Annotated in this window: 10 protein-coding genes; 8 read left to right on the forward strand and 2 right to left on the reverse strand. The window is 39.6% G+C overall.

Annotated elements, in window-relative coordinates:
* Positions 1 to 90: 90 nt before the first annotated feature.
* A complete protein-coding gene (locus ACYTR8_RS04015; protein ID WP_479641705.1) occupies positions 91 to 2148 on the reverse strand; it encodes a heavy metal translocating P-type ATPase in 2058 nt (685 codons plus the stop codon).
* 2 nt (positions 2149 to 2150) lie between these two features.
* Positions 2151 to 2432, reverse strand: a complete 282-nt coding sequence (locus tag ACYTR8_RS04020; RefSeq protein WP_111717947.1) for a DUF6110 family protein — start codon at positions 2430 to 2432, stop codon at positions 2151 to 2153.
* Positions 2433 to 3340: 908 nt separating this feature from the next.
* On the opposite strand from ACYTR8_RS04020, the gene ACYTR8_RS04025 reads away from it, so the two are divergent.
* The 8 genes from ACYTR8_RS04025 to pbp2x all read left to right on the forward strand — a co-directional run bounded on the left by ACYTR8_RS04025 (position 3341) and on the right by pbp2x (position 12215).
* Positions 3341 to 3607 carry a bacteriocin immunity protein gene (locus ACYTR8_RS04025; protein WP_003061934.1) on the forward strand — a complete coding sequence of 89 codons (267 nt, stop codon included), beginning with the start codon at positions 3341 to 3343 and terminating at the stop codon, positions 3605 to 3607.
* Between the two features lie 33 nt (positions 3608 to 3640).
* Positions 3641 to 4375, forward strand: a complete 735-nt coding sequence (locus tag ACYTR8_RS04030; RefSeq protein WP_002988881.1) for an ABC transporter ATP-binding protein — start codon at positions 3641 to 3643, stop codon at positions 4373 to 4375.
* A 4-nt stretch (positions 4376 to 4379) separates the two neighbouring features.
* Positions 4380 to 6008: an ABC transporter permease gene (locus tag ACYTR8_RS04035; protein WP_479641706.1), complete on the forward strand. Its 1629-nt coding sequence runs from the start codon at positions 4380 to 4382 to the stop codon at positions 6006 to 6008.
* Positions 6009 to 6072: 64 nt separating this feature from the next.
* Entirely contained in the window at positions 6073 to 6894 is an 822-nt protein-coding gene (proB, locus tag ACYTR8_RS04040) for a glutamate 5-kinase (protein ID WP_111717351.1), read from the forward strand.
* Positions 6887 to 8137 carry a glutamate-5-semialdehyde dehydrogenase gene (locus ACYTR8_RS04045; protein WP_111717349.1) on the forward strand — a complete coding sequence of 417 codons (1251 nt, stop codon included), beginning with the start codon at positions 6887 to 6889 and terminating at the stop codon, positions 8135 to 8137. Before proB ends, ACYTR8_RS04045 begins: the two co-directional genes overlap by 8 nt.
* Before the next feature lie 540 nt (positions 8138 to 8677).
* Positions 8678 to 9628, forward strand: coding sequence for a 16S rRNA (cytosine(1402)-N(4))-methyltransferase RsmH (gene rsmH, locus ACYTR8_RS04050; protein ID WP_479641707.1), 951 nt, complete (start codon positions 8678 to 8680; stop codon positions 9626 to 9628).
* A gap of 4 nt (positions 9629 to 9632) precedes the next feature.
* A complete protein-coding gene (ftsL, locus tag ACYTR8_RS04055) occupies positions 9633 to 9956 on the forward strand; it encodes a cell division protein FtsL (RefSeq protein ID WP_003059194.1) in 324 nt (107 codons plus the stop codon).
* A 3-nt stretch (positions 9957 to 9959) separates the two neighbouring features.
* Positions 9960 to 12215 carry a penicillin-binding protein PBP2X gene (gene pbp2x, locus ACYTR8_RS04060; protein ID WP_479641708.1) on the forward strand — a complete coding sequence of 752 codons (2256 nt, stop codon included), beginning with the start codon at positions 9960 to 9962 and terminating at the stop codon, positions 12213 to 12215.
* Position 12216 lies beyond the last annotated feature (1 nt).

Genomic DNA, 12216 nt, shown 5'->3' on the forward strand with positions numbered 1-12216 from the left:
ATGAATCTTACTTAGGAATAGTTATTTTTCTTGCCTGCCCCATCTTAGATCCTTTTAGAAAATACTAGGAAAGCTCTTCTGATAAATCACTTAGGACTTGACTTCAAAACTGGTTAAGTTAATCCCGAAGGTTGTTAAATTATGCAAGAGTGCTAAAGTCTTATTTGGTACTAAACTCAGCAGACCCAGGCCGATGAGGCTTGTATTGACCGAGACTGAAATCGCGACATTGGTATTTACCTTCTTGGAGACATGGTGGGACATTGCTTGAAGCGTTAAGAGAGAAGTTATGCTGTCGGTTGTCAGCAGAATATCACTGACTTGACGTGTCAAATCAGCTCCATCTCCCATCGATACACTAATATCACTGGCTGCTAAAGCCGCCGAATCATTCAGCCCATCGCCCACCATCAGTACGGTATGTCCCAAGTGTCTTTGCTCCAAAATATAGGCATGTTTACTGACAGGTGTTGCTTCTGTTACAATCTGATCAAAGGGCAAACCTTGTGACACTTCGTGTGTTCGCTTCGCTCGATCACCCGTTAATAACACTAACCGCTTACCACTTGCTTTTAAAGCCTCTAAAACGGCAGGTGTCTCCTGACGCAAGGAAATATTGATACAAAAAATCGCAATCAACTGCTTCTTGTAACCAAGATACAAGAGATTAAAGGCTTCTTCCTTGGACGCAATCAAATGGCGTTGTTCCTCAGAAATCTCAATATCATTTTCTTCCATCAATAAGAGATTGCCAATCACAACGGTCTCATGATTAATGGTTGACACCACTCCTTTGGAAGCAATGTGGAACAACTCCTCGTGCATTTCAGGATGGTCAATCCCTTTTTCCTGCGCCTTATTCACGACAGCCTTAGCAATGGGATGATAAATATGCTCCTCTAGACAGGCTCCAATCTTTAACACCTCTTCCTCCTCATAACCATGAAAAGTTAGTATTTCGTAGATGACAGGTGTTGGATGCGTTATCGTTCCCGTCTTATCAAAGACAAAAGTATCCACGGCAGCAAAGATGTCCAAGGTTGATGTATTTTTGACAACAATTCCCTGATCCATCAAGCGCTGAATCGCAGACAAATAGATCACAGGTGTGGACAATTTTAAGGAACAAGAATAATCGACCAAGAGAAAAGAAATGGCCTTACTGAAAGAACGGGTCAATAGATAGGTAACCACCGAACCTAAGAAGTTGAATTTGACCAGCTTATCTGCTGCACTGATAAATTGATATTGTTTACTGTTATTTAAAGCGTCCGTCTCCTTCAGCAGTTGAATCAACTGATGAATCCTTGCATTCGCCTGAACATTTTCAATTTGAATGTGCAACTCCCCACGCTCTAAAACAGTATTGGAATAGACCGAATCCCCAATCTGCTTGATGACAGGGAAAAACTCTCCAGTGATGGAACTCTCGTTCACCGCTCCTTTCCCTGAGGCAATCGTCCCATCAAACAAAATTTCATTGCCTTCAGAGACCAGTAGAATATCACCAAGAGCCACTTCGGTAAAAGGCACCTTGAGTGTTACCCCGTCTTTGATAATCCAGACGTCTTTTATATTAGATTCTAAGCTTTTTTCCAAATCTGAAAAAGATTTTTTCTGACTCCAAGAGCCAAGGCGCTCTCCCAATTCTAAAAGAAACATGATGGAACTAGCTGTCTCAAATTGCTTGGTTAAAACCGAAATCGCAATAGCAGTCCCGTCCAGAGTATCCATTGTTATCTGCTTCCGAGCAAGAGATAAAATCGTTTCCCGTACATAACGCAAAGCCTTGAAACAGGTCAAGAGTACTCGAACCGAAGCTGGAAGAAAACTTTGATATAAGATCCGCTTACCAATTTCACTCGACACAATCGAATAAGGAGTTTCCCGCTTGAAGTCACTGGGTTCATTGTATCGTTTCTTGACCTCTTTCGGATCGATCTTTTTTAAAAATTGCAGAGCAGCTTGAGTCTCATCTGGAGCGATAAGCAAAGCAAAAACGTGCAAATCATTATAAAAATGGATACGCTGAATGGCTTTGCAACCACTAGCAATATCCATGATATAATCTTGGACATCTAAGGTACACTTGATCGATGTTTGAATGCGAATACGCTTTGAACTAACGTGTAAAACCTTAAATTGCATTATTATTCCTCATCAAGCAAGGCTAGATGTTCTTCTTTTTTCTCAGCTTCGTAGATATCTTTTGCTTCTGCTAAAACATCATCTGTGTGTTGTTTAACCCCCGATAAACTTGCATCAAAGGCATCTTTAGCTTTATAGCCTTTGGCAATGGCTTTAGCATAGCTTTTTTTAGCTTCTTTACTAGCTAGTAATTTCAACCCTAAGGTCCCAAATGCGACCCCACCAAGAAAAGCAGCAGGTGTCTTAGATGTTGACGATAATAGTTTAAGTGTTTTTGATAACATAAGCATCTATCTCCTTTTTTTTCTCATTTTATCATTATTAAGCCATAAATTCAAATGATAGCGTTTTCTAAATATGCAAAAAGATTATTTTGTAAGAATGACTGTTTAGTATCGTTTAGAATATATGTCTCTATTTTATGAGGTATTTCTATTTAAATGATAAATTGTAAGAATAAGTGAATCTCGATTTTTTACCTTTCAGCTTCCCTGTGTTTCAAAGTTCTTTTGCTAATTCCACAGAATAGCGATTTTCGCGACATCTTAACTTTCTTAAAAGGCTAGACGTATGGACGCCTAGTTTATTGGCCATTTGACTAAATGACAAATCTAATTCCAAGTGATTTTCTATTTTTAGTCCTTTTGTTATGGTAAGATGGCAGTGGCTCATAGATTTACTCGTGTTCTTTGGGACGCGGGTACTTACAGCTGGCACGAAACAAGCTCTAAGAGTTTTTCAAAACATAGACAAACCCAGTTTTTACTCAACAAGCATAATTAGACCTGCAGATTTGATATCTGATTTCCTATTTCTGCGAGGGGAGCGATCCAAAACAGAGGCTTTTGATGTGGTAAAAATGGCGTCAATACTGGATAATGGTTTGATACAACTCGGAATATTTGAGATCTTAAGCTCAAAATCAGGCATCGCATTCCAAAGGAAGTTGCTGCCGCCAACACCACTAATAAAAGCATCAAAAAAAAGACTTTTTCTTCAATCTGAGAAACTTTATGAGTTTTTGGGTTGCACTCTATTTTACGATTTATCATACGAAATACCCAGTTCTTTCTTTTCCTCAAACTGCCTAATACACTTCTTTTGATAGGAAGTCATTGACAAAACGATTCATAAAAATTATAATTTAATTGTTATTGTATTAGCGTAAAAGTACAGAAATAAAGGAGTATAAATGGAAAAGAAACGACAGCGCTTATACGATGTGATTAGACAGGCTTATGATTACCCGGAAAATCGTGAAAATATCGTCTTATCACAGTTATTTTTATCGGCTTCCAATAAATTAATTAAGCAGAGCAATCCTCTGGTTATTGCGCACCAGTTGAATCAAGACTTGGATCACTACTTGCTTGATAATGACTTATTACTCCCAAAGTCACTTTGCCCCTTAAAAAAAGCACTGGAAAACTATATTTTAGAGGAAGTCTCATCAGTCTAGGGAGAGATAGAGAAGAAAAGGAAAAAGGATACCATGATAGAATTTAAACACGTTTCAAAGTTGTATGGCGACAAAGAAGCTCTTAGCGATTTAAACGTCACCATCAATGACGGTGAAATTTTTGGCCTCATCGGACATAATGGTGCAGGTAAAACCACGACCATCAGCATTTTGACTTCTATTATCGAAGCGAGTTATGGCGAAGTATTTGTGGATGGTCAACTTCTGACAGAAAATAGAGAAGCTATCAAAAAACAAATTGCTTATGTGCCAGATTCTCCTGATATTTTCTTGAATCTAACTCCAAATGAGTATTGGCAGTTTTTAGCTAAAATTTATGGGGTGTCAGATGAGGATCGAGAAGAACGGTTAGCACAGTTGACAACCCTTTTTGAACTGAAGGAAGAAGTTAATCAAACCATTGATAGTTTTTCACATGGGATGCGCCAAAAAGTGATTGTGATTGGTGCTCTTGTATCAAATCCTAACATCTGGATTTTGGATGAACCATTAACAGGTTTGGATCCTCAGGCTTCTTTTGACCTTAAGGAAATGATGAAAGCTCATGCAGCTTCTGGACATACGGTCTTATTTTCGACTCACGTGCTATCAGTCGCTGAGCAGTTATGTGATCGTATCGGGATTCTAAAAAAAGGGAAATTGATTTTTGTTGGAACGATTGATGAGTTAAAAGAACACCATCCTGACAAAGACTTGGAGAGCATCTATCTTGAACTCGCTGGGCGTAAGGCGCAAGAAGAGGGGTGATGGGATGAATTGGTCTACTATTTGGGAACTTATCAAGATAAACATTCTTTATTCCAATCCACAAAGTTTAGCTAACCTCAAAAAGCGTCAGGAAAAACACCCGAAAGAAAACTTCAAAGCCTATAAAAGCATGATGAGGCAACAGGCCTTAATGATTGCCATGTTTTTGGTGATTTACCTTTTTATGTTTATTGGTGTCGATTTCAGTCATTATCCAGGACTTTTCTCCTTTGACGTTGCTATGTTTTTTATCATGTCAACCTTGACAGCCTTTAGCTCTCTTTACACCATTTTTTATGAAAGTAATGACCTAAAACTTTATATTCACTTACCAGTAACGTCAGAAGAACTCTATATTGCAAAAATTGTCTCATCGCTAGGGATGGGTGCTGTCTTTTTGATGCCTCTTATCTCTCTTCTCTTAATTGCCTACTGGCAACTATTGGGAAATCCTTTGTCTATTTTAGTAGCTATTGTGCTCTTTTTAGTGTTACTAGTGAGTTCGATGGTATTAGCTATTTATATCAATGCTTGGGTGGGCAAAATCATTGTAAGGAGTCGCAAGCGGAAACTCATTTCAACTATCATGATGTTTGTCTCAACTTTTGGAGCTTTCGTCTTAATTTTTGCGATTAATATTAGTAACAACAAGCGTACGATGACGGATGGCGTATTTACTGATTACCCAACTATTCCGTATTTCAAAGGATTCTATGATGTTATTCAGGCACCGTTTTCTACTGCGGCCCTCCTTAACTTTTGGTTGCCATTGCTACTGGTTTTAGCTATGGTATATGGTATTGTCACAAAAGTGATGCCAACTTATTATCGTGAGGCTTTTTATATTAGTAACGAGAACAAAGCCAAGCAAACTAAAAAACCAGTTAATCGTCCTCATCAGAATCAATCACTGGCGCAGTTGTTGCGAAAACATCACCTACTAACGTTACAAAATGCAACTTTACTGACACAAACCTATCTCATGCCCCTGATGTATGTGATGCTTTTTATCGGTCCAAGTTTGTCACGTGGCACAGGTTTCTTTAAGCATATTTCCCCAGATTACTTTGGGGTGGCCTTATTATTTGGGGTCAGTTTGGGTATCATGTGTGCAACACCAACCAGCTTTATTGGAGTAGGTATTTCACTTGAAAAGGATAACTTTACCTTTATTAAAAGCTTACCAATAATGTTAAAAAAATTCTTGCTGGATAAATTTTACTTGCTCGTGGGTCTGCAACTGATCGTGCCTATGGTTATTTATCTTGTACTTGGTCTCTTTGTGCTACACCTCCATCCCCTGCTAACGATTGCTTTTTGTCTTGGCTACGCCCTGTCTCTGATTGTGCAAGGGGAATTTATGTATCGTCGTGACTACCGGCTTCTGGATTTAAAATGGCAAGACATGACACAACTCTTTACCAGAGGAAATGGGCAGTGGCTAACAATGGGACTTATCTTTGGTAATTTAATAGTCACAGGTGCAGTAGGTTTTGGAGCTGTAATCATTGCTAATATTATCCAACAACCTCTGTTGATTAGTATTCTACTGAGTTGTCTGACACTAATGGTTTTAGGACTTGCTCACTTATGGATTCAAAAAACCTTCTGGAAAAGCTTAGAGAAGCTTTAATTAAGAGAGGTCATTATTCGGAAAAACAGTCCTCTGGGGCTGTTTTTTATGCTATAATTTGGGTATGATGAAACGACAATTTGAAGATGTAACACGTATCGTAATTAAAATTGGCACTAGTTCATTGGTGCTACCAACAGGTAAAATCAATTTAGAAAAAATAGACCAACTGGCTTTTGTGATTTCAAGTTTGATGAATAAGGGCAAGGAAGTTATTTTAGTATCATCGGGAGCGATGGGATTTGGACTAGATATTTTGAAAATGGAAAAACGTCCGACCGATCTTGCTAAACAACAGGCAGTTTCCAGTGTTGGTCAGGTGGCCATGATGAGTCTTTATTCACAAATTTTTGCACACTACCAAACCAACGTGTCGCAAATTTTATTGACGAGAGATGTTGTGGTTTTCCCAGAAAGTCTAGCGAATGTTACCAATGCTTTTGAAAGTCTGATTAGTTTGGGCATTGTGCCGATTGTTAATGAAAACGATGCGGTTAGTGTGGATGAAATGGATCATGCGACTAAATTTGGAGATAATGACCGTCTCTCTGCTGTCGTTGCTGGTATTACAAAAGCTGATTTATTAATCATGTTGTCTGATATTGATGGCCTTTTTGATAAAAACCCTACTATTTATGAGGATGCGCAGCTACGCAGCCATGTTGCGGTCATTACGCAAGAAATCATTGCTTCAGCAGGTGGTGCGGGCAGTAAGTTTGGCACAGGTGGGATGCTTAGCAAAATTCAATCTGCCCAGATGGTATTTGAAAACAAAGGACAGATGGTCTTGATGAATGGAGCTAATCCCAGAGATATTTTAAGGGTGCTTGAAGGGCAACCACTAGGCACATGGTTTAAACAAATAGAAGAGGTAAGGCATGACTGATATAACAATGTTAGGGCAAAGGGCAAAACAAGCTAGTCTTGCAATAGCACCTTTGTCGACGCAAATCAAAAATCGCTTTTTAAGCACCTTAGCCGAGGCATTAGTTGACGATACAGAGACTCTCTTAGCCGCTAACCAAAAAGATTTAGCGAATGCTAAAGAACATGGTATTTCTGATATCATGACTGACCGCCTGCGCCTAACCGCAGAACGGATTGAAGCGATAGCACAAGGGGTTCAACAGGTTGCTGACTTAGCTGATCCAATCGGACAAGCCATTAAGGGCTACACTAACCTCGATGGCCTTAAAATCCTCCAAAAGAGAGTTCCTCTAGGGGTGATTGCGATGATTTTTGAGAGTCGCCCGAATGTTTCAGTGGATGCTTTTAGTCTGGCGTTCAAAACGAATAATGCCATCATCCTAAGGGGGGGAAAGGATGCCCTTTACTCCAATAAGGCTTTGGTGAAGTTAATCCGACAAAGTCTGGAAGAATCAGGTATCACTCCAGATGCTGTCCAGCTAGTTGAGGATCTTTCACATGCTGTTGCTGAAGAATTGATGCAGGCAACGGACTATGTGGATGTGTTGATTCCACGTGGTGGTGCTAAATTAATTCAGACCGTTAAGGAAAAAGCAAAAGTGCCTGTCATTGAAACAGGTGTGGGGAATGTGCACATCTATGTGGATGCTCAAGCTGACTTAGATATGGCTACTAAGATTGTTATCAATGCTAAAACCCAACGCCCAAGTGTTTGTAATGCAGCTGAGGGATTGGTGATTCACGAAGCTGTAGCAGCAAGGTTTATTCCTATGCTTGAAAAAGCTATCAATCAGGTTCAGCCAGTAGAATGGCGGGCAGATGATAAGGCTTTGCCTTTATTTGAGCAGGCAGTGCCTGCAAAAGCAGAGGATTTTGAGACCGAATTTTTAGATTACATCATGTCTGTTAAGATTGTTTCCTCGTTGGAAGAAGCTATTTCTTGGATAAATCAGCATACTAGTCACCATTCCGAAGCTATCATCACAAGGGATATTAAGGCAGCAGAGACCTTCCAAGATTTAGTGGATGCTGCCGCTGTGTATGTCAACGCTTCAACACGATTTACCGATGGCTTTGTCTTTGGCTTAGGTGCTGAAATTGGGATTTCTACTCAAAAAATGCACGCCCGTGGGCCTATGGGATTGGAAGCCTTAACCAGTAGTAAATTTTATATTAATGGGGATGGGCATATCAGAAAATAAGTTACTAGAAGGTCCCTTAATGTCTGATGAAAGAGAAAAAATAAGAAGCAAGGGCTGCTTTACATGGCTTGTTAGACCAGATACAGGTCCTTCATCAGAAATTGGAGTTGGTTCGTAAGTGGGGCTATTTTGATCTTTTTGAAGACGGTATGCTTGTCAGTTGTATCAAACGTCGAAAAATGAGCAAGGTTAACCAATTATTAATAGACTTACAAGTTACTCTTCAAAACTGCCGAAGATAGCTGGCAGACGTCGATAGGAGAGTACTAGCTGACTTACCGAATACGGGTTGGAACCAAACCCTTGGTATTTGATTAGACAATCCGCTGACAGATTGTTGTGTGATTAAAGAAGCTAAAAATCTTTTACAAGCAGTTGAAGATCTAGAAACAGCGGCTAAATCAGCACTTGCTAACTTGACTTAGCTGATAACTAATAAAAAGGATAAAGTTAGAGAAAAGGAAGATTCTCTCGGGAATGAAACCCTTTTCTCTTACTTTTTCATTTGTAAACCTTTTGAAGTATGGTACAATTAAAGTTATGACAAAAGAATTTCATCATGTGACGGTACTCCTTCACGAAACAGTGGATATGCTTGACATCAAGCCTAATGGGATATATGTTGATGCAACGCTAGGTGGTTCAGGCCACTCAGCTTATTTGTTGTCCAAACTTAGTGAACAAGGGCACCTCTATTGTTTTGATCAAGATCAAAAAGCCATCGATAATGCACAGCTTATCCTCAAACCATATATTGATAAGGGACAAGTGACCTTTATCAAGGATAATTTTAGAAATCTCAAGGCACGTTTAGAGGCTCTTGGTGTTACCGAAATTGATGGGATTCTCTACGACCTTGGTGTTTCCAGCCCACAATTGGATGAAAGGGAACGAGGGTTTTCTTACAAGCAAGATGCTCCTTTGGATATGCGCATGGATCGTCAAGCTCCCTTAACTGCCTATGATGTGGTTAACACTTATCCATTCAATGACTTGGTTAAGATTTTTTTCAAATATGGTGAAGATAAATTCTCTAAGCAGATTGCTCGGAAAATTGAGCAAGCAAGAGCTATTAAGCCTATTGAGACAACAACAGAGTTAGCAGAATTAATCAAGGCAGCAAAACCAGCCAAAGAATTGAAGAAAAAAGGTCACCCTGCAAAACAGATTTTTCAAGCCATCCGCATTGAAGTTAACGATGAACTTGGTGCAGCTGATGAGTCTATTCAGGATGCTATGGAATTATTAGCTCTCGATGGTCGTATCTCAGTCATTACCTTCCATTCTTTAGAAGATCGCTTGACCAAGCAGTTGTTTAAAGAAGCTAGTACGGTGGATGTGCCTAAAGGGCTACCGTTTATCCCTGAGGATATGAAACCGTCATTTGAACTTGTCTCACGCAAGCCAATTTTACCTAGTCAGGAAGAACTAGCAGCCAATAATAGAGCACATTCGGCTAAATTACGTGTTGCCAAAAAAATCCGGAAATAAGCTTATGACAAATGAAAAAAGAACTCAGGCAGTCTCAAATGCCCTCCAAAAAAGAATAAGAACTTTCTCACGAATTGAGAAAGCTTTTTATGCTACGATCATTATTACGGCAATTACCATGGCAGTGAGCATTATTTACCTGCAAAGCCGTAAATTACAGTTGCAACAAGATATCACAAGCTTAAACAGCCAAATTTCAGACCAGAAAATTGAACTTAATAATGCTAAGCAAGAAGTTAATGAATTGTCACGTCGTGACCGCATTGTTGATATCGCTGGTAAAGCAGGTTTGAGTAACCGCAATGAGAATATCAAGAAAGTCGAGTAATCTATGAGAAAATGGCAAAAATATTTTTTAGATTATGTTGTGCGTGACCGCCGAACGCCAGTTCAAAATCGTGTCCGAGTTGGGCAAAACATGATGCTTCTAACCATCTTCGTCTTCTTTATTTTCATTATTAACTTCATGATTATTATTGGCACGGACCAGAAATTTGGGGTTAGTTTGTCAGAAGGTGCGAAAAAGGTTTATCAAGAAACTGTCACAGTTCAAGCTAAACGTGGGACCATCTACGATCGTAATGGGACAGCTATTGCAGTGGACTCAACAACTTACAGCATTTACGCTATTCTTGATAAGTCTTTTGTTTCTGCTTCTGATGAAAAACTGTATGTACAGCCGTCTCAATACGATAAGGTAGCTGCTATTTTAAAAGAACATTTAGGAATGAAAAAAAAGGACGTTATCAAACAATTAAAACGTAAAGGACTTTTTCAAGTCTCCTTTGGACCATCAGGGTCAGGTATTTCTTATAGCACCATGTCTACCATTCAAAAAGCGATGGAAGCTTCTAAAATCAAAGGAATCGCTTTTTCTGCTAGTCCTGGACGTATGTATCCCAATGGAACCTTTGCTTCCGAATTTATTGGATTAGCGTCGTTGACCGAAGATAAAAAGACTGGTGTCAAAAGCTTAGTTGGAAAATCAGGTTTAGAAGCCTCTTTTGATAAGATTTTATCAGGGCAAGACGGGGTGATTACCTATCAAAAAGACCGAAATGGAAATACTCTGTTAGGAACGGGTAAGACTGTCAAAAAGGCTGTCGATGGAAAAGATATTTACACCACTTTGTCTGAACCTATCCAGACGTTTTTAGAAACCCAGATGGATATTTTTCAAGCAAAATCCAATGGTAAACTAGCGACGGCAACACTTGTAAATGCTAAAACCGGTGAAATTTTAGCCACGACACAACGACCAACCTACAACGCAGATACTCTTAAAGGGTTGGAAAATAAAGACTACAAGTGGTATAGTGCGCTGCATCAAGGAAACTTTGAACCGGGGTCAACCATGAAGGTTATGACCTTAGCAGCAGCTATTGACGACAAAGTCTTTAACCCAAATGAAACGTTTAGTAACGCTAATGGGCTGACCATTGCTGATGCAACGATTCAAGACTGGGCAATCAACGAAGGTATCTCTACAGGGCAATACATGAACTATGCCCAAGGCTTTGCCTTTTCTAGTAACGTGGGGCTGACCAAATTGGAACAGAAGATGGGAAATGCTAAGTGGATGAACTACTTGACCAAATTCCGGTTTGGTTTCCCGACTCGCTTTGGTCTACAAGATGAGTATGCTGGAATGCTTCCTTCTGACAATATCGTTACGCAAGCCATGAGTGCTTTTGGACAAGGGATTTCAGTAACCCAAGCTCAGATGCTAAGAGCTTTTACGGCCATTTCTAATGATGGTGAGATGTTGGAACCTCAATTTGTTAGCCAAATTTATGATCCAAACACTGCCAGTTTTAGGACTGCCCAAAAAGAAGTTGTTGGAAAACCTGTTTCTAAGAAAGCTGCTAGTGATACCAGACATTACATGATTGGGGTAGGAACAGACCCTGAGTTTGGAACCCTTTATTCTAAAACTTATGGTCCCATTATCAAGGTTGGCGATCTTCCAGTTGCCGTTAAATCAGGGACTGCTCAGATTGGTGCCGAGGACGGAAGTGGTTACCAAGATGGTGGATTGACTAACTATGTTTACTCGGTTGTTGCCATGGTTCCAGCTGACAAACCAGATTTTGTGATGTATGTTACCATGACACAGCCAGAGCATTTTGGCCCACTTTTTTGGCAGGATGTGGTTAATCCTGTTTTAGAAGAAGCTTACTTAATGCAAGATACGTTGACAGGACCTGTTGCAGCAGATGATGCACATAAGACAACCTATCAATTGCCAGATTTTATTGGTAAAAATCCTGGTGAAACTTCTAGCGAATTACGCCGCAATCTCGTTCAACCTGTTGTTCTTGGCACTGGTAGTAAGATTAAGAAAATCTCACAAAAAGCAGGCAAAGGCTTGTCGGAAAACCAACAGATTCTTATCCTATCTGACCATTTTACTGAGTTGCCAGATATGTATGGATGGACCAAGTCCAATGTCAAAACATTTTCCAAATGGACGGGAATTGATGTAACCTTTAAAGGATCAGATTATGGACGCGTTACTAAACAGAGTCTAGATGTTGGCAAATCTTTGAAAAAAATCAAAAAAATTACCATTACTTTAGGAGACTAAC

The sequence above is a fragment of the Streptococcus sp. F2 genome (assembly GCF_056500955.1).

What these genes read in the sequence shown, in the direction of transcription:
- ACYTR8_RS04015 (WP_479641705.1), bottom strand. Translation starts at nt 2,148, where the DNA reads ATGCAATTTAAGGTTTTACACGTTAGTTCAAAGCGTATTCGCATTCAA.
- ACYTR8_RS04020 (WP_111717947.1), bottom strand. Translation starts at nt 2,432, where the DNA reads ATGTTATCAAAAACACTTAAACTATTATCGTCAACATCTAAGACACCT.
- ACYTR8_RS04025 (WP_003061934.1), top strand. Translation starts at nt 3,341, where the DNA reads ATGGAAAAGAAACGACAGCGCTTATACGATGTGATTAGACAGGCTTAT.
- ACYTR8_RS04030 (WP_002988881.1), top strand. Translation starts at nt 3,641, where the DNA reads ATGATAGAATTTAAACACGTTTCAAAGTTGTATGGCGACAAAGAAGCT.
- ACYTR8_RS04035 (WP_479641706.1), top strand. Translation starts at nt 4,380, where the DNA reads ATGAATTGGTCTACTATTTGGGAACTTATCAAGATAAACATTCTTTAT.
- proB (WP_111717351.1), top strand. Translation starts at nt 6,073, where the DNA reads ATGATGAAACGACAATTTGAAGATGTAACACGTATCGTAATTAAAATT.
- ACYTR8_RS04045 (WP_111717349.1), top strand. Translation starts at nt 6,887, where the DNA reads ATGACTGATATAACAATGTTAGGGCAAAGGGCAAAACAAGCTAGTCTT.
- rsmH (WP_479641707.1), top strand. Translation starts at nt 8,678, where the DNA reads ATGACAAAAGAATTTCATCATGTGACGGTACTCCTTCACGAAACAGTG.
- ftsL (WP_003059194.1), top strand. Translation starts at nt 9,633, where the DNA reads ATGACAAATGAAAAAAGAACTCAGGCAGTCTCAAATGCCCTCCAAAAA.
- pbp2x (WP_479641708.1), top strand. Translation starts at nt 9,960, where the DNA reads ATGAGAAAATGGCAAAAATATTTTTTAGATTATGTTGTGCGTGACCGC.